This window comes from Marinoscillum furvescens DSM 4134, assembly GCF_003386095.1.
In the GTDB taxonomy this organism is placed as follows: Bacteria; Bacteroidota; Bacteroidia; order Cytophagales; family Cyclobacteriaceae; genus Marinoscillum; species Marinoscillum furvescens.
In genome coordinates this window covers 143311-166893 of the sequence record NZ_QREG01000012.1, presented here as the reverse complement: position 1 = coordinate 166893, position 23583 = coordinate 143311, and the positions used below count along the sequence as shown (strand labels likewise).

Below are 23583 nucleotides of genomic sequence, written 5' to 3'. Positions count from 1 at the left end.
TGCACATTTACTCCACTACGAAACGCTTGACAATTACTGATTCCTGCTTTCTTATTTTCAATAAGTAAACACCAGAACTATAATCGTCTACGTTCATCTTTAATGTTCCAGCACTAACATTTCTAGTCGACAAAGTATTCCCTGCCACATCAACTATTTGCATTTCTCCTCCTGCCCAATCATCTGATACGTGAATGATCAACTGACTAGAAACGGGGTTTGGATACATTTTAAGGTCAATCACATCATTCCTTGCAACCTCTAGAAGTCTGGAGCCACCCGATAGAGCCGTACCCCAAACCAGAGTACCATTCTGATATAAAGTGATCTTGTCATAGCTCTGATAGCTGGATATACTACCATCAAAGGAGTAATCATTCGTTTCGTCGTGATTTGACCAGTCACTCTTGTTGATTCTCAACTTGATATTGCCTGAGTCGTCATTGGCAGACAAACTCCCCGAGCCACTATCGAATGTTACTTTGAGGTAGTAATCGGAACCGCCGGTATTGACGAAAGCCCCATTGACATTGGAGGTTCCTAATGCAGCATAATCGCAGGTAAATGTAGGCGATGAGCTACCTTCCATGGTGAAATAGTAACGAACTTCCAGGTCCGAATAATTAACAGAAGTACCACCATCATTCACAATGCGCACGTAGGGTTTGATTTTATTATTTCCGGTATTGGTATCTCCACATTCGTACTCGATACTGAGGTCACCAGAGCCGGATCCTCCCCCACCTCCTGCTGTATTTACCGTTATCGACACGCTAGACGAAGTAGTGCTGGCACCATCGTTATCAGTAGCTTTTGCTGTAATGCTATAGGATCCTGCCGATACATTGCTCCAGGTATAGCTATAAGGACTACTGGTATCGGTACCCAATAATGTGCTTCCCTGATAAAACTCAACGGAGCTTATCGTACCATCGCTATCACTGGCTGAAGCCGTTATAGTGACATTATCTCCATCTGTATAAGTGGCGCCATTGGAGGGTGCAGTAACACTCACACTGGGAGCCTGATTGCTTCCTCCACCACTACCACAGTTGGCATACCAGGATGGGCATGAAGTAGTGGACACTCTGGAGTTGTACATATCGCCAGATGGGTTTCGGGTGTTGTTCCAGGCATGCACATCAGAAGTCCCACTGTAGGCCTCTACAATATTATCAGATGCACCATCCATATTGAAAACATTGTCATGAATGGCGTGCTCATAGCTAGAATACGCTACGCCACGGTCTATAGCTGCAATTCCTTTGGTGATGATGCTTTCTCCATTTTGGTTGAAAGTGTTGTTTCTGATATAAATACGAACCCCTTTCAAATCCATGAATGAATCCGCATAGTTGCTTCCCGAAATGCCTGCTCCATCTACTGTATTGTACTCTACTGTAGTTTCTTGTGTACCTTCTTTGATATCAAATGCCTCGGCACGTACGTTTGGACCAATGGAGCAGTTTTTCACTACTGTGTAATTGCAATAGGGATCATAAGAACTCCATGACCCCTTGTCTGTACCCACGTAAATCCCTTCGCCAAAGCCAGCATTCACGTTTCCGGTATTGTAAATGGTACAGCCATCTATGGTTACATAATCCGAACCATCCCGCACGTGCACTGCTTCATTACCAAAGTGGTGTATGGTACAGTTGATGGCCTGGCTGTGATTTGAGTTATCAAATACCAGCCCTTTTTGCCCATACGTAATTTCCAGATCCTTTACGATCCAGTAATCACCTTCTATACGCAGCACCGTTTTACTACTCAGCGAATTGCCTTTTAAGACAGCTTTGTTGCTGGCAGAGGCACTGCGAATGGTTATCGGGTTGCTCGCGGTACCGTTTGCCCCTCCATAATAATAAGCGGCATTTACAGATCCTGTAGAAGTGTATGTACCTGCCGAAATCACAATTTCATCTCCGGCTACAGCATTGGCTAAGGCATTATGAATGTCCGCAACTGAGCTGCAATTGTACACGGTGGCATTGGCACCAAGGGCCAAAATCAACGTGCAAAGTAGAAGTATTTCTTTCTTTTTCATCGTTATAGGTTTTAGTAACTAATTAGGTTTAGGTTTTGCGCAAAACCATGTCCCAAATTAGACCGAGGACATTTTCTAATGATTCAAAAAGAGTATACCAATCGTACAGATTTACACCAACCAGTGATTGTATGGAAAATTGACCTCCTTTAGATAAAAGCAGAAGCTATTCAACCCTACTGCATACAGTGGATTTGGCGCCCGATCGAAAGTTTAGAAGGATTGCTACGAGGCCTGTAAAAAACGGCAACCAAACACATGAAAAGCGCTACCTTTGCGCCACCATGGCAAACATAGTAGCAATAGTAGGAAGACCGAACGTCGGCAAATCCACCCTTTTCAATAGATTGATTGAGCGCAAACAAGCAATCATGGACAATGAGAGTGGCGTGACCAGAGATCGCCATTACGGATACGCGGAATGGAATGGAAAGCAATTTACCGTGATCGATACCGGAGGATACGTAGAGGGGTCGGAAGATATCTTTGAAGGCGAAATCCGCAAACAGGTGAAAGAAGCGCTTGGTGAAGCGAATGTAATCTTGTTTATGGTGGATTGTCATACTGGCCTGCATGGTCTGGATCAGGATTTTGCTAATGTGGTTCGGGAACTCAAAAAACCGGTATTGATTGTTGCCAATAAAGCGGACAATACTGAAAAAATGTACATGGCCAACGAATTTTATCAGTTGGGCATATCGGATCAGATCTTCCCGGTGGCATCTGTAAATGGCAGTGGTACTGGAGATTTGCTAGATGAAGTGGTAAATCACTTCGAAGATGAGCCGGAGGATGAAGAAGAAAATACAGTACCGCGTATCGCCATAGTAGGCAGACCTAATGTAGGTAAGTCGTCATTCCTGAATGCGCTACTAGGCAAGGATCGTTCGATTGTCACGAACATTGCTGGAACTACAAGAGATGCTCTTGATACCCGCTACAACCTGTTTGAAAAAGATTTTATACTTACTGACACTGCGGGAATACGCAAAAAAGCCAAAGTAAAGGAGGACATTGAATTTTATTCGGTACTTCGAGCTATACAGGCCCTGCAAAACTCTGATGTGTGTATTGTGGTGCTAGACGCCCAAAATGGACTGGAGGCACAAGACCTCAACATCATCAATTTGGCGCACAAATACCGCAAAGGCTGTGTGATCATGGTCAATAAATGGGATCTCTGGCAAAAAGACACGAACTCTGCTGCTGAATACCAAAAGCATATTGCCGAAAAACTTGGCCCCCTCTCCTACATCCCGGTGGTGTTTACCAGTGTAATGAACAAACAGCGGATTTTCAAAACGATTGAATTGGCACTGCAGGTAGCGGAAAACATCAAACTTAAGATTCCTACTTCCCAGCTCAATTTGAAAATAGGTAAAGAAATCGAAAACTATCCTCCACCATCAGTTCGAGGGAAACATATCAAAATCAAATACATCACGCAGCTTTCTACTAAGGCACCTACGTTTGCTTTTTTCTGCAATCATCCCAAAGACATCAGAGAAGCCTATGAGCGATTCTTACTCAATAAGGTGCGCGAACATTTTGGGTTTGAAGGAGTGCCGGTAAAATTGGTGTTTAAACAAAAATAAGTTCTCGTCTGGCGTGCAACAGTACCAGGAGGTCTTCCGAAGATTTGTCCCCGAGCCAGCAGCAGCCTATTGCTACGAGCTCTGGACACACTTTGGGTTTGAGTTTAAGATCAAAAAAAGCCGACAAACCAAGCTAGGTGACTACCGCTTCGCTTACAAGACCAAAAAGCATACAATCACCATCAACAATGACCTGAATCCGTATGCGTTTTTGGTTACCTACCTTCACGAAGTAGCACATCTCATCACCTTTGAGGAATATGGGAGAAAAGTGGCGCCACATGGCAAAGAATGGAAAGCCAATTTTGTAAGAGTAGCCAAACCGGTACTTAACGAAAAGACCTTTCCAAAGCCAGTCCTCGTAGCACTCACCAATTACTTTAAAAACCCAAAGGCCGCCAGTTGTTCAGACCCTGTCTTATACAATGTATTGCGGCAGTTTGACGGCCCTTCAGAAACAATCCCTCTGAGTCAGCTCCAATTGGGCGCCACATTTGAGTTTAACAATCAGACATATCAAAAGCTGGAAAAGAAAAGAACAAGAAGCGTTTGCCTTCAAATTGCTTCAGGGCGTAAGTACTTAATCAGTGAGATAGCAAGCGTGACACCCGTGGAAGTCCAATCAAGCGAATGATCTCCGTGATTTGTCATGGAATCTTTGCTGAACACTAAACAGATAAATGACCCCATAAACACAACCGAAGGTGAGCAAAATTGAAAGCTAGTTTATCCGAATAAATGCTGGATTCATCTATTAAAAAATAGGATTATTCATTTATCAGCTACTTTTATTCGGACTATTGCGGGGATTGTTTAACTTAAGTTAAAATTTTTCAACCAGCATGTCTCATTCCATAGCAATTTACAATTTCAAAGGAGGTGTAGGAAAGACCACAACAGCTATCAACCTGGGAATCAGCTGGTCCAGATCTTTTAAAGTTCTTCTTATAGACTTTGACCCACAGAGCAATTTGTCCAATTCGATTTCCATTTCCAGGTCGAGGCAGACTACATACTCAGCGGTAAAAAACATTTTACATGATCACCCGCTAAACCTCGAACCTACCGAAATTACACCTTACCTCCATTTAATTCATGGAGATTTTTTAATGACCGAATTTGAGTCTAACAACCAATTCATTTCATTCGGTTCTTCCATCATCTCAGACTTAATCTCTCAAGTAAAAGGCGATTATGATTTCATTATCATGGATTGTCCCACCAACTTTGGAGTATTGGTCAAATCGATCATTAGGAGCTCGCAAAACATTCTCATACCGGCCATAGCTGACAACTTTTCCATCACGGGAATTCAACAGCTTATGACCTATATAGCGGCCAGCAACAACGACTCACTTAATATTCTGGGCATCTTTTTCAATATGTTCAATGGTCAACTCAAGCTCTCGCAAGAAAAATTCAATGATGCCAAACAAAAGTTTGGTCAGCTGATTTTGGAAAACACGGTGAGCAGATCCATAAAAGTGGGTGAAGCCAATGATATCGGACAGTCAGTAAGTGAATACTCCCCAGACAATAGTGCTGCAAAGGACTTTGTCAAACTCAGTGATGAGCTGCTTGCTAAGTTTCATACCACAAGCCTCAATGAGGATTTTATCATTCCTGATTTGCTGGAGACCATTTCTAAAGGAGTTTAAAGCTCCGCTTCCTATTGTTAGTCCTTCTCCTAAGGGGTTTACGGTATACCAATTTACCTTTTTCACAGGATGGTATAGGGGTTAAAACACGTGCACATTTGAATAAAAAATGTGCATATGATACGATTTACCAACCTCCTTTTCCTTTTAGCTTGTTTTGCTCTAGTCTCATGCGAAGATGATGAAAACTGTGGTGAAAATGCTCAAGTAGATGGTGACTGTTTCAAGGCTGTGCTCGTCAGCTACAGTACTCAGACCTATGGCGCTGATGGAGACAGCCGCGAAAACTTGTTCATTTCTTTTCAATACACGAATGGATCCGAAAGGTACCAGTTGCCGATAAGGTCTGGTAAGACCGCCAATAATGGTCAGGTAGACACCTTTCGATTTACCGAAGGTGAGGATTACTCTGGCAACTCACTTTATTTTAACGGTGACATTAACAACCCTGCGACCGGAAATCTGGTGGTGACCTTTACGAAAGTGGATCGCGAAAATGGCTTGATCTCAGCCACTTTCACCTGGGTAAGTGCCCAAGGTGGTGGATTCAATGGCAAATTTTCGGACGTAAAAATGGATTTGGTGGCATTGTAGACACAACCTCACCCTCCATTTTGCTGGAATCAAAAGACCTTTGCGCAAAGAAAACCCTCATCCAGACGTGCTGGATGAGGGTTAAAATATGTTTTTAGTTTATGAAAGAACGGCTCCTATTTGCCTTCCATCTTTATTTCTTGATTTTCAGGCGAAAGCACGTTTCCATCACTATCGATCAAAATCACCTCACCATATCCTAGTGCTTTGATTTCGTCTGTGATTTTTTTGGAGTCCCCTACCACCAGCCATGTCATTTTCTTAGGATCTATTATCTTCTGTGCAGTGGATCGCACCTCATCCAATGTTAGCCCACGGACCTCTGATGCGTACGTTTGGTAGTAGTCATCTGCCAGATCATAACGTACGATGTTGGCCATAGAACTTTCTACGGCATTCATGGTTTCCCACTGACCGGGAAGGCTTAGCACTTCGTTTTTTTGCGTTTTCTCAAACTCCTCGTTAGTTGCAGGATTATCGCCCAGATAGCCATTGATCTCTTTCATGATTTCTTGCATAGACGGTGCTGTCTGGTCTGTTTGCACTGGAGCATACGCCAAAAACGGTCGTTGGCCTTTGGCTGAATACAAGAAGGTAAAAGCTCCATACGCCCATCCCTTGTCTTCCCGAAGGTTCATGTTTACACGGGAAGTAAACTCACCACCAAGGATATTATTCATCATGCTGACAGCTATTTCATTGGCCTCACCGTATGGATTGGTGAGATGGCCAGCAATGATGACCGACTGCAAAGCCTCAGGTTTATCCATCACATAGATCTTATTTTTGTTTGGAGACCCTACACTAGATAGGTTCTTAGTCGGTACTTCACCTTTTTTCCACTTTTTAAACTGATCATTCAATTTCTCAGTAAGCTCATCTAATGTTATATCCCCTACAGCTACGATAGTAGCGTTGTTAGGCTTAAACCAGCTATCATAAAATTTCATCAAATCTTCTCTTGTAATCTCAGCTACAGTTTCTTCATATCCAGACCCTGTAAGTGGATTACCGTAGGCATGTGACGCTCCATAGAGAAATTTAGGCAGCGTACGCAATGCCATAGAAACCGGGCTTTTCTTTTCGTTCTGAATGCCTACCAGCTGTTGTTTTTTCACACGCTCAAAGTCTGCTTCTGGAAAAGATGGATTTAAGACCACATCAGCGAAAAGTGCTAACGACTGATCAAAATTGGCTTTTAATGCAGACATAGAAACAAACGACTGATCCAGGTTAGATCCGGTGCCGAGGTTAGCTCCCAACAGCGACAACTCCTCATTGATCTGGAGAGACGATCGTGTCTTGGTGCCCTCATCCAGCATATTGAGCGTGAGGTTTGCCGTTCCTGCTTTGGCATACTGATCTGCCGCATAGCCTGCATCCAGGATCATTCTAAACTCAATCAATGGTACAGTCTTACGCTCTGCCAGTACTACTTTCATCCCATTGGAAAGAGTGGCGCGCTGGAGGTCCGGAAATTTCACTTCGGCTGCAGGGCCTACATCGGGGAGTTTGCTGCGGTCCACATCTTTTCCCGTAGTGGAGTACTCCGGAAAAGGGTTGATATGTAAAACATAGACTCCATCTGATAGCCATTTATTAGCAGAAGCCTTTACTCCTGAAATAGTGGCATCACGCATACCTTTTAATCGCACTTTATAAAACTCTGAATCTCCTCCATACACGGCGTTTCTTGCCAGGATATCGGACTTACCTCCGAACCCACCGATACGCTCTATTCCACGAGTAAATCCGGCAAAATAGTCTGTTTTGATCCGTTTCATCTCTCCAGCCGTAGGACCTTCGGCCAGGAGTTTGTCTAATTCTTCACGGATAGCTTTTTCCACTACCATATTGTCTATACCGGGTTTCACATTGGCCTGTATCACAAACAATCCAGCAATTTCATTTTCCCAATTTGACGCACTCACACTAGTAGCTATCTGCTCATCGTATACGAGTCGTTTATACAGTCTAGAGTTTTTGCCGTCAGTGAGAGCCCCAGCTACAAAATCAAGGTTAAAAGATTCTTCATTGCCCCACTCAGGTACATTCCACACCATGTAGATACGAGACTGAGGCACCCGATCCTGTTGTACCTGACGAATTTCACCAGTTCGTTTAGCGATGTTCGTTTGGTAGTGAGTCACTGGAGGGCCCGCAGGTATGTCTCCAAAATAGCTCTGAACTTTTTCGTAGACTTCCTCACTGTCTACATCTCCTGCCACTACTACCACGGCATTTGCTGCTCCATAATAGTCGTTAAACCATTGCTTTACATCTTCGAGATTGGCCGCATTTAGATCATCCATAGACCCAATGACGGTATGGCTATACGGGTGGCCTGCGGGGAAACATGCCTGAGTCAGTAAGTCGAAGAACTTGCCATATGGTTGGTTTTCACCCTGACGCTTTTCATTCTGAACCACGCCACGCTGCTCGTCTAGCTTTTCTTGAGAAATGGCCTCCTTGAAATGCCCCATACGGTCAGACTCCATCCACAGTGCTACGTCTAGTGCAGATTTAGGCACATTCTGAAAGTAATTGGTGCGATCAAAGTTGGTGGTACCGTTCAGGTCTGTGGCCCCTATTCGCTCCATAGCCTGAAAGTAATCGTCATCAAAATTTTCACTTCCATTGAACATCAGGTGCTCAAACAAGTGCGCAAATCCTGTTTTACCAAACTTTTCATTTTTAGACCCAACATGATACCAGACATTCACAGCCACGATTGGTGCTTTTTTGTCTTCATGGACTATTAGGGTAAGTCCATTGCTTAGCTGGTATTTTTTATGGGGTATTTCGAGTTGCGACAGGTCAAAGTCAAAACTTTCCTCCTGTGCAAACATGGATGTGCTGAACAGCAGCACCATGAGATATGCTAATTTTTTCATGTAGGTTTGAATTAGTGTTTACCCTACAGAATTAACATTTATTTGCGAAATATCACAACAATCCTTTAATGAACGGCACAATCAAATGTCAAAAGGCAATAGCACAGACTAGCCCACACTCAGCCTGCGCTGCATGAGACTGGCAACTACCTGATAGAGTGCCATCGGCGTGAGTGTGCGCCAGTTCATCACCTGCAGTTTACCTCCAAAATTGATGTATGAGTCAATCTCAAAATTAGCCATCTCGGATTCTACAAAATCCCGAAAATTGAGCGCCGCTATCCAGCCATCTTCCACCTCTTCAAACCACTCTTCGTAGTAGCTATCATCACTTCCGTGAAAGTTGAGAATGTTTTCACCTATCAGGATAAATTTATTGATACCCGTAGAAAGGATGTGCTCAATGAAGTTTCGCTTGAGGTGCATGATGTCATTGTTGATGGCGTCATTCCACTCACCAATAAACTCGATGATGATAAAGCCCTCTTCGTAGTTAGCGAAGAGGACTTTCATATATAGTGTTTCAGAACCAAAAAAATCCCACGCCGGATCTATGAAGTAGCCATAGATGTTTTCTGAGTACAGGTCATAGTTGTACTCTTTCCCATAAAAGGGCGACTGTGGATCATTGCTGGCATCATAGTATTTGAGCCAGTTGTAGTATGGTTCTATTTCGTGCATTTATTGTTTGATGATTCGCTGGAAATATACGTCATCTTCCGAACGAACTACTACAATATAAGTTCCTGATTTCAGTGATTTTATGTTGTGCTGCTTCTCTGATGTGTTTTTGCTGTAAACCACCTGTCCATTTAGGTTATAAATCAAAACACTGCTTACTGCCTGTTCCTGCGGCATAGAAATGTTGAAGTTTGATTTTACCGGATTAGGGTTTACCAGGTTTACCCTTGGCTCAGCAGAATAAAGTACCGTGGAATTTACTTTCACATCATCCTTACTGTTGACATAGATTTCATACTTTCCGTTGACTTCAGACACGTACGCATACACATCTACGGGAGTAGCAGGAATTTCCATACCAACAAGGTCATGACTAGATTGGCCAACTACGAATGCAACCTCATCTGAGCCGTCAGTAACCGTGTAGTCTCCAGATTGAAATGTTCCGGATTGTTGAAACCGCACTTGTTGAAGTAAAACTGGTTCGGACTCATAGCTATTGTTTATCTCACTTATTGTTATCACCTGATAGTCTGGCAGTACATTTCCCGTGTTTAGTACCTCTATTGTAACCGGCTCTTTTTCGATTTCCAACAAGCCATTGTAATCAAACAGCCCTCCAGATACCATTACACTATCACCAATTTGTAAATCTGCTGAAGGATTACTTTCATCAAGGCTTCGAACCACAATACCAGCAGTACCGTCATACACTACCCGGTTATGTTGGCTGTTATTTGGCCCTCCTATAACTATACCTTTTACGCTCACATAATCCCCTTCATCACCAAATCGAGCCTGCTGTATACTTATATAGCCATCACCTCCAGAACCTGCAGGCGACTGAATATCATCCGTGGATCTAGGGGATATCTGATAATCACTACCAAACTGCCCCACATATCCTACTACATTCCATTTCCCAGCGGGTATGGTTTTGCCTACTAGCGGATGTCCTGAATTACCTATTCTTAGGGTCAATGTGCCTGTAGCATCACTGATGGTAAAATTACCATCTGCACCACCTCCTTTGAAGGTGCTGCCAGCATCAGCAAACTCCACATCCTCTATGATAACTAACTGCGACTCATAGGCTTCACCAACTTCTGCTGTTGTCAATGGTAAGGCTTCTGGCATTTGAGCATTTTGATTTATCAAAGTCACAGACATTGGGGCTCCGTTTACCTGTAAAAGGTTATTATATTCTGTAAGTACCCCACTAACTACTACTGAGTCACCCAATACCAGGTCCGCCGTTTCGTTGGGCTCATTATCTGGACTCCTGATTACAATTCCCGCTGTGCCATCATAGAGCACTCTACTGGAACTACTATTATTTTCTCCACCTATTACCACTCCGGTAATATCTACCAATGCACCCACACCTGCGGCTCTCGCTTCTAGTATAGAGGTTATCTGAGCTTCGCCTTCAGATCCAGAAACAGAAAGCACAACAGCACTAACTCCCTCAGTAGTGTGGGTCACATCTGCCGTATAATCTGCTCCATCCTCTTGCTGTGGCTCAAACTTTAAGTAAATCTTAAACGACTCAGTAAGTTTATTGCTTTCATGTGTTAGTGTCACACTTTGGCCAAACGAGCTGTTATCTAGCGAAAGGTAGAATGGCGCATCTACTGAGACTGTCACATCTCCAGTTAGTTTATACCCATTTAAGTAGTATGCCTGAGTGTTTGATTCTCCAAAAGCTACTGATCCAAAATCAGGTACAAATGTAGCTTTGTCAATAGTCACTATGGGACCTGCTACTGTACCCCATATTTCAGCGACATATTCAGGATGATCTATATAAGGGTTTCTATTCTTTTGATAACTGTAGATTACGTCATTTCGATTTTTTTCAAAATCATCTACTGGGTCTTCCTCATGCCAGATCAAAAGGTCGGTTAGTCGACCATGCTCCGGGTTGTTGGTGTACTGATCTACTAGTTTCTCTACAATCTCCAAATCTGGCTCACCGTTCTCCCCTTCATAGCGTGTGGCCATATAAAAAATCATTCTAGCAATATCACCTTTTACAGCTGCTCTGGGCTCCCACACAAAATCACTACTGCTAAAGTAACTACCTGTAGCACCCTGATAGGTCCCACTTGCATCTACATAGGCTTCATTACATTCTGCAAAAGACCGATTGCTTCTGGCAGAATTGGTCGAATTGTCTTCAGGTTTTAAGTGGTGTACATCTGTACCTGCGCCCAGCTCTGTACCAAAATCACCTCTGGACTTTGCCCATACGTGCTCGCGAGTCCAGCCATCGCCATCGTTGTACTCAGCATCTGCATCCATAGAGAAGCCCGAATAAACACCTATAACATTTTGGGCATTGTTGGGGTCCCTATCGGACTCTTTCAAAATGTCCCAGGTATCTGTAGTGCTACTCGAATATGGAAACTCCGTGTGTCCTTTGATGATGTCATAGAGAGCCGTCTTTAATTCTTCTCCTGACAGCCCTGTAGCGTTATCATAGTAGCCATCAGGTATTTGCGCAAGAGAAATAAAACAAACAACAAACAGGGTGAGCGTTAATGCGTACTTCATGAATTATAACTTTACTTCAAATAAAAAAAGGGCTACGCGTAGCAGCCCTTTTCAATTAAAACATCATTTTTTACTGTTCAGTTGGGCCTTCTATCAGCTCAAATTCACCGGTTCCCACTACCTGAAATTTGGTCACCCAGGTACCATCAGTACCATCATAGCTATCTGCTGTTACTGTATAGAAAACATCCACTCCATTGACTGGTGACGCATCACTGTATTTGAGTTCTAGAAGCAATTGCTTTCCTTCACCCATACGTGTTATCATCAAACTCTCTCTTTCAGATTTGCTGAGGTCTACGTACTCAGCTTGTTCGTAATCTCCATCCCAACGAGATGTATATCCCAAATCAAAGTTTGCGTAATAAGCTCCAGCTCCATAATAGAACTCCCCTGTACCATAGCTATCTACAAGGTCAGGTTTAGTTTTGGCTACTTCATCTACAATCATTTGGTAATCTGCGCTTACCATCTTAAATGATACAGAAGGATCAAAAATAAACGATGAACCATCGTGCACATATTGATCACTCATTGTGGTGTAGGAATCATTGCTCCAGGCACCTTCTGTGTAAACAAACTCTTCTACAACCACTCTTGTGGATCCGCTAAAGTATTTGTAACCGATAAACACAGATTCGCCTTCTTCTCCATATGGGTACTTATTCATCAATAGAGCAGGAAGGTAATCGCTCGCAGGGTTGCTAGATGAGAAATTATCATATTTACCAACACCTTCTCCCATTGCATCGTAATCAGCAGAACTTAAGTAATAGGCATTTTCTACCAATTCCCATTTACTTCCATCATACTCAAAATAGGATCCTCTTGACTCAGATGGAGATGACGAAGCGAATTCAGAATCAGAGGGACCGTCGATTAATTCAAACTTTGCCGGGGATTCTCCATTCGCCTGGTATCTAACATATAAAGTCTCGTTAGAACCATCATAAATTTCGTAGGTCACATTATAATACATCGCTACTCCATTTACCTCTGCTACGGCATTTGGATAGGTAATCTCCAAATATTTCCCGATTCCCTCGGCTATTCTAGCTTCAATAGCTGCTTCCTTTTCAGCTTCAGTAGTTAACCCTTCGAACAGGTTATCATCCAGGCTGTTATCTGCAATCCATTCTTCTCTCTTGGATACTCTAGCTTCGAAATTTTGGTAATACGCACCAGCTCCATAGTAGTATTCTGCAGTACCATAGCTATCAATCCAGTTGTCACCTTTCTCAGCTTTCACATGATCTACCAAAGCCTGATAAGCATCCTTATCAAAGGTGAACGACATGGAAGGGTCATTAGGCTCGTCTGCATAATCATATCGTGCAAGCGCAATGTCACCTTCTGCAGGGTCCTGTATGTTTTTAGCCAGGAAACCTGGAAGGTATGTAGCAGGTGCCTGCTCTGCTGTGAACAATTTATATGTAGCAGCTTCGCCACCAAGAGATTCATAGTCAGCGTCTGACACATAATAGACTTCAGCACCACTGTAAGCGGTTACCTCGCCTATATCTCCCTGATAAAAGTTATATGAAACTTTCACTGCGGTCCCCTTACCAAACTGAGGGTAGTTGTCATTTACAAACTTGGGCAGATAGGTTTTAGCTTCATATTCTGTACTGAATGCTTCATGATCTTCTATAAAATCTGCAGCTACAGAATCGTCCTCAGTTGTTGCAGCTTTGCGAATATTACTGGCTACAGTACCATAATCATCACTGGTCATGGTGTACGTTACTGTTACGCTAGAACCTTCAGCAGCTTGCTGCTCTTCCAGTTCTTCATAGGTTTCGTCCAGTGGATTACAAGCAATCGCCAGAGCGGCAATCACCACTGGTATGAAAAATTTATTAATAAGTTTCATTTCCTCTAAGATTTAGAATTTAGAAATTAATTCTTAGGCCCATAGTCCACTGGCGGCCTGTTCCAGGATAAATACCAAATGAGGTCCAATCAGTGATGTATTCAGTATCCAGTACGTTATTGATGTTACCATATACAGTAGCATCAAACGCTCCAAACTTGAATCCATAATTGGCGTTAATGTCCAGGTTATAATACTCAGGCACCACAACTTCTACATTGTCTTTTGCCTCTGGAGTAGTTACATCATTAGGATCATAATCCTTGTAGTTATCAGCAAAGTAGTTCAGTAGTGCGCCAATTTTAAAGTCTTTAAAAGCTTCAAAATTCACACCCAGAGCTGCAGTAGTTTGTGCTGCGTTACCAACTTTCAATCCTGCGATGTATAGGCTGAGTGGATCGTCCTCATTTACAGGATTTCTGTTATCATCATAAATAATCACATTGTTAAGGTCATTTGCCCATGTCCAGTCTCCCAATGAAACCATACCATTTATGGTTAGGCGTTGAACCGGTTTGTAAGTGAAGTCTAACTCGATACCCTGGTGTATGGCATCTACTCCCTGAAGGTTGGCAAATAATGTATCTCCCACAGATTCAATTAACGTTCTGTCCATCCATCGTGTATGGTACACGTTAGCATTTGCAGTGAGTTTAGCACTTCTGTATCCATACCCGAGTTCAAAACTCATGATTTTCTGTACCTCTGCATCCTCATTTACTGTATTTGAGAATCCCTGGAAAACAGCATCAAATATTGGAGCTTTAGTGAAGAAACCAGCGTTCGCAAACACGTTGTGATTTCTTGTAAGGTTGTAGTTGGCTCCACCTTTAGCCTGATAACCCAGGAAGTGATAAAAATCAGTCTCCTGCTCATCCGGAGTGTATTGGAAATAGTCAATTCGCTGATACGAAGTATTGGAAAGTGCGGCAGATGCAAAAACGGTTAAGTCTCCCTGTGTATACTCTGCTTGTCCAAATACGCCTTCCCAAAGCACAATTCCGTCGTTGTAGTAATCTCTTTTATCTCCTACTCCGAGTCTACGGTTTGGATTATTTACATCATTGTCATCCAACACGTACTCAGCGCCCAACAAGTTAGTTACTTCTGAAAAGTGGATGCCTTTGTAATATCTTAGGTCTAATCCTCCCATGAAGGTGAAATTACTTACAGACTCATTGGTAAGTGTACTTAGCAGACCGTACCATTTGTGGTCATTTCTAGAAGCTCTGAGGTATCCTATAGCATTGCCATCACCACCGTTTTCGGTTCTATTGGCAATGTTAGTATCTCTTGTGGCCTCAAGGTCATAAAGACCATCATACCTTCTCTGAAGCGTACCTGCGGATCCACCTCCACCACCAGTACCAGTAGACACGTACAATGCAGTAGAAAGCTCTGTATCCTTATTGATGTTCCAGTAGTGGTTCAGGGAGAACTGTGGCTTGTGGTAGAAGTTATCCTCCACATGAACTACCTGACCATCGAGGTATCCATAGTCAGTGTTCCAACGCATCCCTTTATCCTTTAGCGTGGCTACACTCAGGCTAGACTGTCTTTGACCATGACGCTGTGGAGCACCAAAACCCGTCAAAGAAATTGTATGATCATCACCTATTGCTTTAGAAACATTGAAGAAATAATTATATCCTTCGAATTCTGTTCCATCAACATATCCGTCTCCAGTGATTTTTGCGCCGCTCAAAGAAACTGCCCAACCATCTTCTGTAAGACCTGTGGAAACATAAAATGATCCTTTATTGTAGTTATCATTACCGATACCGTAAAACACGTTTCCGCCAGCTTCAGCATCAGTAGTTTGTGTTAGAATATTTATAGTACCTCCGATGGATGGCACAGCTACTTTAGACGCTCCCAAACCTCTTTGTACCTGCATAGATGAAGTCACATCAGTAAGTCCTGCCCAGTTTGACCAGTATACCCGGCCATTTTCCATGTCATTTACAGGAACACCATTGATAAGAACGGCCACATTCTCTGAATTGAAACCTCTAAGGTTTATACGTGAATCTCCATATCCACCACCTTGCTTGGTTGCATACACACCCGGTGTACTTTTTAGCAACTCTGGAAATTCCTGGTTACTAGCTCTTTCTAGAATCTCAGCCTTCTTAATAGAAGATACGGCTACTGGAGTTTTACGCTCCACTGCTACTGAAGCAAGTACTTCAACAGCAGTTAATTCATTAGCACCAGCCTCCAGGCTTATTTGACCTAAAGAAAGTGTTTCGCTTACATCTACAGTTTTCTCTACCGTTTTGAAACCTACGAAAGAGATCATGATGGTGAGCGTTTCGTCTGGTACAGACAAAGTGAAGTCACCGTTAAAATCGGTGATGGTGCCATTTGTGGTGCCTTTTACAACAACACTCGCTCCTGGTAGCCCCTCACCTGTCTCAGCATCTACCACAGTACCTGTGATATTGTTTTGAGCAAAGGCCACCACTGATGCCATAAGCATCGCAGCGATTAATGCATAATTGCGTAGAATTTTCCTCATTACGTTTACCTTTTGTTTTAATACAACTTGCGCAAAAGTAGGCCGAAACCTCTCTTACTTGTTTTCATGAAAATTAAGTTTTGTTCAAACTCAATAATCTTAATTTAACACGAAGTTGGTAATGATAAAACTAAGGTTTGCAATAATTCGTTGAAGGGTCGGTCGATCCTCGGTGAATGCTTTTTTGACACTTCAAATATTTGCGACACTAATTATTCACCAAATTATATTCTTAACATTTAGATAACATTAAGATCAATTAAGTAACAATAAATAAACAACTATTTGGAAACAGCATCTATTGCTGCTCTAACTGAACCATGGTTGTCTAGTAATCTGGCCGCCTCGTCGGCTTCAAGTCCCGAAGCATTCACAATCATGCGCACTCCACGATCATGAAGCTTCTTGTTGGTTAGTTGCATATCCACCATCTTATTACCTTTAATCCTTCCAAGCTTCACCATGAGCGTGGTGGAGATCATATTTAGAATCATTTTTTGTGCCGTTCCTGACTTCATTCGCGTACTGCCTGTAATAAATTCAGGACCTACGGGCACTTCAATTTTGCAGTTCACCACCTCGCCAAGTGGAGAGTTTTCGCTGCAAGCTATGCACCCGGTGAGCAGCCCAGCTTCACTCGCGGCTTTCACTCCGCCTATTACATACGGAGTGGTGCCCGAAGCAGCGATTCCGAGCACAACATCTTTATCAGTGGGATGAAAAGCACTAAGATCTGACCATGCAGCAGTTTCAGCATCTTCTGCGTGCTCCACGGCTTTACGTATGGCACCATCACCCCCTGCTATCAAAGCGATGATTACATCGTCACTAACACCGAATGTAGGTGGACATTCGGAGGCATCCACTACACCTAGCCTACCACTAGTGCCTGATCCTATGTAAAAAAGCCTGCCCCCGGTCTGCATTCTGCTTAATGCCTGCTGTATAAACATTTCAATTTGGGGAATTACCTTTTGCACAGACAAGGCTACTGTGGCATCTTCTTGATTTATGGCAGTTAAAATTTCATTGGTGGACATCTGCTCGATATGATCGTATCTGGATGTCTGCTCCGTGTCTGGAATTTTGTTCATAATTTTAGCTGGTACTATTAGTTACTATGGCAATTCTATTTTCCAAGCCTTAAAGAGTCCTATAGACTCTAAAAGATCATTTTTGAGGTTGATGAAGCCATGTTATTTAGACATTCGTCAAATGAATGTCACTTAGGTGGGGCATGAATGCCTGAGCATTAGTGCAAAACTACAAAAAAGGTGATAACCTATTGATCATAAACAGGGTATGTTTATAGCTTACCTACTGAGCACACCTACTACTTCAAACTTTGCAAAAACTTTACTGGAGTGTGGAGCATCAGCAAGTTCTGCTGTAAGATCCTGACCGGCCCAATGCTCATAGTGCTTGCCATTGCGCCAAAGTTTCGATCCGGTCACATCATATATTCTGCCTTCAAATGCTATCCAGATTTCTTCGCGATCCTGTCCATTTCGGAGGGCTAGTTGAGAAACGGTATACGCTTTCATTATCCTAAAGTAACGAGGGTAATACCACTCCCACCCATTTCTATGTGTTCGTCTGCCATGGCACTGACCGCCGAATGACCTTTCAAATGTGTGCGAACGACATCACGTAAAATCCCGTGCCCTTTGCCATGGATTATTCGCACCTGATCCGATCCCAGCAAAAGTGCCTGATCTATATATTCATCTACTTTTAGGAGTGCTTCTTCGGCTCGCATCCCTCGGATATCTATCTCCGAATTGAATTGTGCCATTTTATCAACCATGTTGATGCCCCCTATCTTTTTCGACTTTTTCTCCTGAGCTTTCAGTTGTCGATTGCTTGTTTTGGATAGACGTTTGAGGTCTATAAAAGAAATAATATTGCCAAACCTCACCTGTGCTTGCTTGCCTTTGATGTGCATGATTTCACCTGTGGTGTCTTGCCCTTCTATCGTAATAGCGTCGCCCGGCTTTAGGTCTTCCTGCTTCTTGCGTTTGGCGGCTTGCTCTTCCTCTTTTTTTTGCTTTGACTTATAGGCCTCCAGATTCGATCGAAGTTTCTTCGTTCGTTCCTTCTCAGCTTTGTGTTCTTTGATTTCTCTGATCGTGCGCTCTATTCGCTGATTGGCTTCTTCTACTATTTGTCGTGCTTTGCCCTTGGCTTCTTTGATGATGCGCTTCCGGTCATCTTCTAGCATTTCTTTCAGCGACTCATAATCAGTCTTTATCTGAGCGATCGACTTTTCTTCTTTTTTGAGCTTCTTGGTGAGCTTTTCATACGAACCTCGCTCTTTTTCCAGACTGTTGAGCAAGTGCTCATAATCCACCTGACTAGTGCCTACCAGCCCTTTGGCGTTTTCAATGATTTTTTCAGGTAAACCTATTTTTTTGGCTATTTCAAATGCAAACGAGCTACCGGGCTTGCCTACTTCCAGCTCAAACAATGGCTCTAATGCAGATACATCGTATTTCATAGCACCATTGACCACTTCAGCTGTATTTTCGGCGAATTTTTTCAGGTTTTGATAGTGGGTAGTTACCACACCAAAGGCCTTGCGACTGGTCAGCTGTTCCAAAAGTGATTCCGCAATTGCTCCACCAAACTGCGGTTCTGTTCCAGTTCCAAATTCATCAATAAGAAATAGGCTATTACGATCAGCCATTTCATGGAAGTACTTCATGGAAGTAAGGTGAGAACTATAGGTACTCAAGTCATTTTCCAATGACTGAGTGTCACCAATGTCTAGAAAGATGCTTCTAAAAACTCCGAAAGTGGAGGCCTCTCCTACCGGTATTAGGAATCCGCACTGAAACATGTACTGCAGCAGTCCCACGGTCTTTAGCGCCACTGATTTACCTCCCGCATTGGGACCGGATATTACCAAAACGCGGTTGTCTTGCCTGCTCAGCTCCAGGGATAGTGGTATGGTCGGCTTTCCAGATTCTCTGTGAGAAAGCCATAGCAAAGGGTGATAGGCCTGGTACCATTTGATTATGGGGTTTTTACTTACCTGAGGTTTTACAGCTTCTATCTCCCTGGCAAAAGATGCCTTGGCATGTATGAAATCCAGCAACCCTATGAATACAGATCCTTTTTCCAGGTCTTCAGCGGATTCACGGACCAGATCCGTTAGACGAATCAGTATTCGGGCTATTTCCCTACGCTCCTGATATTGCAACTCACGCACTTCGTTGTTGAGCTGAAGTGCTTCCGTAGGCTCCAAATAGACGGTCTGACCTGTAGCCGACTCATCGTGCACAAAACCCTGAATCCTCCGTTTGTATTCTGCTTTTACCGGGATAACCAGCCTACCATCTCGTATAGTTACGCTGCTATCCTCATCTGTAAACTGATCCTGAATGGCCTTTCGCAGCACCTTATTGATTGCTACGCGTACTGCTTTTTCTTTTTGTATTAGCATAGCCCGAATAGAGGCTAACTCAGGACTAGCCGTATCTCTTACCTGACCTTTGTCATCTACGATCTCTTCAATAGACCTGATCAGCGTAGTATCCGCAATAAACCCGTAGGTAAGACTACATAGCTCGGGATACTCGGTTTGGTTTTTCTTCAGATATTGGGTCCACTCATACAATAGTGTAAGCAGGGATTTCAGCGTAGCAAAGTCTTCAGCTTGAAGAAAAGTACCTTTTACCCGCATCTTTTTAATAAAAACACGAAGGTCTTGAAAGTCACGCGATGGCAGATTGTCACCACTCGAAAGTACACGCAGCATCTCTGCGGTCTGTTCGAGCCATTTATCTATATCAGCTACTCGGGCAGACGGTCGAGCTTTTTCCAAAAACTCTACGCCATAGTCTGACTTACACTTAATCCTTACTAATTCAAAAAGCTGGTCGATGCCCAGCTTTTCCTTGATATCTTGAGGGTATATTAACATTTATTCAAAATCTTGAGCTTTCTGACGGGCCAGCAAACTATCTACCACTTCATCATATATGGATTTCATCTGTTGGATATTATCCGTATAATATTCCATACTCCTTTCATAGTCTGCTTTGGTAATGCCCATATCATCAAACAACATCTGCTCGTAGTGAGCAAATACCACTTCACTACTATCCCTGTTTAAGTACAGCTTTTTCACTTTAGCTTCTAACAAGTGCACGTCTATCAATACACGCACAATATCTTCTTTACCCAACACTCCCGGAGGCGTTTCCGTTTGCTTCTTAGAGCAGGCCATGGCCAGCATTATGATCACTACAAAAAAAGATTTGTTCACAGGGCGTATGTCTTAACGTGTTTAATATTTTTGTGCAAATGTATCCTTTAATGAAAGGTCAAAATTACTTCGCATGAAGGAAATCCTCAAAAAGCTGAGAAAATATGAAATAAGAGTGCGCAAAGCCATCAACTCTCAGATGCAAGGAGATTTCCATAGCATCTTTAAGGGTTCGGGCCTCGAATTTGACGATGTGAGAGCCTATCAGTATGGTGATGACGTCCGCACTATAGACTGGAATGTAACGGCAAAAGGTCATGGAACGTTCGTAAAAACTTTTATAGAAGAGAAAGAACAAACTGTCCTTTTTATACTGGATGTCTCAGCATCACAGCAAATAGGAAAAAATGGGCGTCAGAAAATTGATCTTGGTAAAGAAGTGACTGCCTTGCTCTCTATGGCCGCAGTAAAAGAAAGCAGTCAGGTGGGCCTATTGTGTTATTCGGACCAGCGGGAGAAGTACATCAAGCCTGGCAAGGGTATGAAGCATTCTTATGAAATACTCTCCAGTATTTTCAAGCTCAACCCGTCATCTAAAAAAACCAATCTGGATAAAGCTATTCGTTACAGCCTGGGACTTCTCAAACGTCGGGCAGTAATTTTCTTTATCTCAGACTTTATAGACGAGGGCTACTTACACAGTCTCAAAGGCATGGGCCGGAAGCATGATCTGGTGGTAGTCCAGCTTTTTGACAAACGAGAAGCCAATATGCCTAACCTCGGAATCATTCCGCTACTGGAAAAGGAATCAGGCAAGACCCTCTGGGTAAACACCTCATCGGGAGGATTTAGAAATGTTCTGGACAAAACGTATAAGAATAACACCCAACAACTTCAGGACTTCTGTAGACGTAATGATGTAAACTATCTTTCTATTGAAACGGAAGAAGATTACGTCCCTAAATTGGTTAAATTATTTAGGCATAGAAATAAAAGAAATGCGCAACGTGCAAGGTAGATTTTTTAGCACCGTTTTGCTGGCTATCCTGAGTATAACTATATACGCTCAGCAACTATCTATTAAAGGTGGTTTTATAGAAGACAGCTTAAGAATAGGTGAAGATATTCATTACTATCTCACGGCCAGTTATCCGGCATCTCTTGAGATATTACTTCCTGATACTACTTATGACTTCAGGCCATTTGAGTTTTCTGACAAAACCTTCTTCCCTAGTCAAACCGATGGCAACATGGTCTATGACTCGGCGATCTATGTGCTTCAGAGTTATGAAATAGATGCAGTCCAGTATTTGTCTTTACCTGGTTTTGTACTCAACGAAGGTGGCGATAGCACAAAAATTGAGGTTAAGCCTGACTCCATTTATTTTTCGGAAATGGCTCCTGTAGTCACAGACACCACCCGACTGAAAACCAACATGGCCTATCAGGATGTGTCTAAGGAAGTCAATACTCCATTAATTGGGATTATAGCTGCGGTATTGGGGCTCATAGGCGTGCTCGTTTGGGTCCTTTTTGGCAAGAAAATCCAAAAAGCCCTAAAACTGAGAAGGTTGAAAAAGGAATATACGAGATTCTCCGAGCAATTGACGCTGAACATACGACAGCTCAAGGAAAAGCCTGAACAAAGACTTGCAGAACGTACGGTGGCACTCTGGAAGGGGTTTCTCGAAAGAATGGAATCGAAGCCCTTCACAAAGCTCACAACCCGTGAAATAATGGCCATGGAATATACCCAAGAGCTCAAAGAAGTTTTAAAGAATATCGATCGGTGTATTTACGGCGGCCATGCTGATGCTAACCTTTATAAGGAATTTCAGGCCATCGAGGATTTTACTCAACACCGCTACAGCGTGGTGACGGATCATATAAAAAACAGCTAACAAAGGCATGAACATCAACGAAAATTGGTTTTCACTTGAGTGGTTTACCTGGAGTAAGATACAGTCTTTAGATTGGGAACAGCCGCTTTGGTTTTATGCACTGGCCATCATCCCAGTACTGCTGCTGATCCGGTGGCTCGTGTTAGGTAAATTTCGCCAGCGCTTACCTATTGCGCTCACTCAAAAAGACATCAAAAGCGATCCGATAAGCTTTTTGCGGTTTATCCCTCCAATGCTTTTTATGTTGGTCATGTTTATGATTGTACTGGCACTTGCGCGTCCCCAATCTACCAACGAACAAGTGGAGCAGTGGAGTGAAGGTATAGACATCATGCTTACCATAGACATCTCAGAGTCAATGCAGATAGAGGACTTTAAGCCGAACCGCCTGGAAGCAGCAAAGGACGTAGCTCGAAATTTCGTCAAAGGACGCTTTCAGGATAGAATAGGTCTGGTGGTTTTTTCTGGAGATGCTTTTAGTAGATCACCGCTTACTACGGATTATGAGCTGCTCAACACTTATATCGACGAAATAGACTTTGAGCTAATAGAAAATGGAGGCACAGCTATAGGAAGTGCCCTGGCCGTATCTACCAACAGGCTGAGAGAATCAGACAGTAAATCCAAGGTAATGATTTTGCTAAGTGACGGAGACAACACCGCAGGCAATATTGACCCTATAACAGCCGCTAAATTGGCACAGGCATACAACATAAAGATCTACACCATTGCAATAGGTAAAGAAGGCAAAGTTCCTTTTGGTCAGGATTTTTTTGGTAGACCCAGATATGTAGAAAATACGCTTGATGAAACCAACCTTAGAGAAATAGCCAAGATTGGAAGTGGTAAGTTTTACAGGGTTTCAGACAAGCAGGCTCTGGAGCAGGTTTTCGCGGAAATAGACCGACTGGAAAAAGCAGAAATAAAAGAAACCCGTTACAAAGACACTACCGATTTTTATCCGGTTTACCTGAGATGGGCACTGGTATTGCTTCTATTGTGGTTGGCTACACGGTCTACTTTCATGGTAAGTGCACTACGTGACTGAGT

The 23583-nt window shown here is 42.9% G+C and carries 17 protein-coding genes; 7 read left to right on the top strand and 10 right to left on the bottom strand.

The annotated features are described in order from the left end of the window. Positions 1-7: 7 nt before the first annotated feature. Complete coding sequence (locus C7460_RS13695) at positions 8-2050, bottom strand: Ig-like domain-containing protein (protein ID WP_115868682.1); 2043 nt, start codon at positions 2048-2050, stop codon at positions 8-10. A 284-nt stretch (positions 2051-2334) separates the two neighbouring features. On the opposite strand from C7460_RS13695, the gene der reads away from it, so the two are divergent. From der to C7460_RS13675, 4 genes are all read left to right on the top strand, one after another. Next, entirely contained in the window at positions 2335-3645 is a 1311-nt protein-coding gene (gene der, locus C7460_RS13690; RefSeq protein WP_115868681.1) for a ribosome biogenesis GTPase Der, read from the top strand. Positions 3646-3658: 13 nt separating this feature from the next. Beyond that, positions 3659-4279 (top strand): SprT-like domain-containing protein, encoded by a 621-nt coding sequence (locus C7460_RS13685; RefSeq protein ID WP_115868680.1) that lies wholly within the window; start codon positions 3659-3661, stop codon positions 4277-4279. Between the two features lie 208 nt (positions 4280-4487). Continuing rightward, positions 4488-5303: a ParA family protein gene (locus C7460_RS13680; protein ID WP_115868679.1), complete on the top strand. Its 816-nt coding sequence runs from the start codon at positions 4488-4490 to the stop codon at positions 5301-5303. Between the two features lie 117 nt (positions 5304-5420). Then, positions 5421-5897 (top strand): hypothetical protein, encoded by a 477-nt coding sequence (locus C7460_RS13675; RefSeq protein WP_115868678.1) that lies wholly within the window; start codon positions 5421-5423, stop codon positions 5895-5897. Positions 5898-6013: 116 nt separating this feature from the next. Here C7460_RS13675 and C7460_RS13670 read toward each other — a convergent pair whose 3' ends face one another. The 9 genes from C7460_RS13670 to C7460_RS13630 form a co-directional block, all read right to left on the bottom strand. Beyond that, entirely contained in the window at positions 6014-8791 is a 2778-nt protein-coding gene (locus C7460_RS13670) for a M16 family metallopeptidase (protein WP_115868677.1), read from the bottom strand. 108 nt (positions 8792-8899) lie between these two features. Then, a complete protein-coding gene (locus tag C7460_RS13665) occupies positions 8900-9472 on the bottom strand; it encodes a hypothetical protein (protein WP_115868676.1) in 573 nt (190 codons plus the stop codon). Then, positions 9473-12028 (bottom strand): endonuclease, encoded by a 2556-nt coding sequence (locus C7460_RS13660; RefSeq protein ID WP_115868675.1) that lies wholly within the window; start codon positions 12026-12028, stop codon positions 9473-9475. It abuts the gene before it with no gap. A 70-nt stretch (positions 12029-12098) separates the two neighbouring features. Next, the gene (locus tag C7460_RS13655; RefSeq protein WP_115868674.1) at positions 12099-13901 is read right to left on the bottom strand and encodes a hypothetical protein; all 1803 of its coding nucleotides are present in this window, start codon (positions 13899-13901) and stop codon (positions 12099-12101) included. Between the two features lie 19 nt (positions 13902-13920). Beyond that, positions 13921-16422, bottom strand: a complete 2502-nt coding sequence (locus C7460_RS13650; protein ID WP_115868673.1) for a TonB-dependent receptor — start codon at positions 16420-16422, stop codon at positions 13921-13923. A 281-nt stretch (positions 16423-16703) separates the two neighbouring features. Beyond that, entirely contained in the window at positions 16704-17516 is an 813-nt protein-coding gene (gene murQ, locus C7460_RS13645) for an N-acetylmuramic acid 6-phosphate etherase (protein WP_115868672.1), read from the bottom strand. A gap of 219 nt (positions 17517-17735) precedes the next feature. Beyond that, positions 17736-17966 (bottom strand): cytochrome b5 domain-containing protein, encoded by a 231-nt coding sequence (locus C7460_RS13640; RefSeq protein WP_115868671.1) that lies wholly within the window; start codon positions 17964-17966, stop codon positions 17736-17738. Beyond that, positions 17966-20347 carry an endonuclease MutS2 gene (locus C7460_RS13635; protein ID WP_115868670.1) on the bottom strand — a complete coding sequence of 794 codons (2382 nt, stop codon included), beginning with the start codon at positions 20345-20347 and terminating at the stop codon, positions 17966-17968. The genes C7460_RS13640 and C7460_RS13635 overlap by 1 nt, the downstream gene beginning before the upstream one ends. Then, positions 20348-20692: a DUF4296 domain-containing protein gene (locus C7460_RS13630; protein ID WP_115868669.1), complete on the bottom strand. Its 345-nt coding sequence runs from the start codon at positions 20690-20692 to the stop codon at positions 20348-20350. Between the two features lie 73 nt (positions 20693-20765). Here C7460_RS13630 and C7460_RS13625 point away from each other — a divergent pair, with 73 nt between their 5' ends. Genes C7460_RS13625 through C7460_RS13615 form a run of 3 tightly spaced genes read left to right on the top strand, consistent with a single transcriptional unit; the run spans position 20766 to position 23581 of the window. Next, a complete protein-coding gene (locus C7460_RS13625; RefSeq protein ID WP_115868668.1) occupies positions 20766-21650 on the top strand; it encodes a DUF58 domain-containing protein in 885 nt (294 codons plus the stop codon). Further along, the gene (locus C7460_RS13620) at positions 21631-22533 is read left to right on the top strand and encodes a hypothetical protein (protein WP_115868667.1); all 903 of its coding nucleotides are present in this window, start codon (positions 21631-21633) and stop codon (positions 22531-22533) included. The genes C7460_RS13625 and C7460_RS13620 overlap by 20 nt, the downstream gene beginning before the upstream one ends. Before the next feature lie 7 nt (positions 22534-22540). After that, positions 22541-23581, top strand: coding sequence for a vWA domain-containing protein (locus C7460_RS13615; protein ID WP_115868666.1), 1041 nt, complete (start codon positions 22541-22543; stop codon positions 23579-23581). Positions 23582-23583 lie beyond the last annotated feature (2 nt).

Bases quoted from the DNA above. Each gene is read 5' to 3' on its own strand.
- C7460_RS13695 (WP_115868682.1), bottom strand. From the start codon at position 2,050: ATGAAAAAGAAAGAAATACTTCTACTTTGCACGTTGATTTTGGCCCTT.
- der (WP_115868681.1), top strand. From the start codon at position 2,335: ATGGCAAACATAGTAGCAATAGTAGGAAGACCGAACGTCGGCAAATCC.
- C7460_RS13680 (WP_115868679.1), top strand. From the start codon at position 4,488: ATGTCTCATTCCATAGCAATTTACAATTTCAAAGGAGGTGTAGGAAAG.
- C7460_RS13675 (WP_115868678.1), top strand. From the start codon at position 5,421: ATGATACGATTTACCAACCTCCTTTTCCTTTTAGCTTGTTTTGCTCTA.
- C7460_RS13670 (WP_115868677.1), bottom strand. From the start codon at position 8,791: ATGAAAAAATTAGCATATCTCATGGTGCTGCTGTTCAGCACATCCATG.
- C7460_RS13665 (WP_115868676.1), bottom strand. From the start codon at position 9,472: ATGCACGAAATAGAACCATACTACAACTGGCTCAAATACTATGATGCC.
- C7460_RS13660 (WP_115868675.1), bottom strand. From the start codon at position 12,028: ATGAAGTACGCATTAACGCTCACCCTGTTTGTTGTTTGTTTTATTTCT.
- C7460_RS13655 (WP_115868674.1), bottom strand. From the start codon at position 13,901: ATGAAACTTATTAATAAATTTTTCATACCAGTGGTGATTGCCGCTCTG.
- C7460_RS13650 (WP_115868673.1), bottom strand. From the start codon at position 16,422: ATGAGGAAAATTCTACGCAATTATGCATTAATCGCTGCGATGCTTATG.
- murQ (WP_115868672.1), bottom strand. From the start codon at position 17,516: ATGAACAAAATTCCAGACACGGAGCAGACATCCAGATACGATCATATC.
- C7460_RS13640 (WP_115868671.1), bottom strand. From the start codon at position 17,966: ATGAAAGCGTATACCGTTTCTCAACTAGCCCTCCGAAATGGACAGGAT.
- C7460_RS13635 (WP_115868670.1), bottom strand. From the start codon at position 20,347: ATGTTAATATACCCTCAAGATATCAAGGAAAAGCTGGGCATCGACCAG.
- C7460_RS13625 (WP_115868668.1), top strand. From the start codon at position 20,766: ATGAAGGAAATCCTCAAAAAGCTGAGAAAATATGAAATAAGAGTGCGC.
- C7460_RS13620 (WP_115868667.1), top strand. From the start codon at position 21,631: ATGCGCAACGTGCAAGGTAGATTTTTTAGCACCGTTTTGCTGGCTATC.
- C7460_RS13615 (WP_115868666.1), top strand. From the start codon at position 22,541: ATGAACATCAACGAAAATTGGTTTTCACTTGAGTGGTTTACCTGGAGT.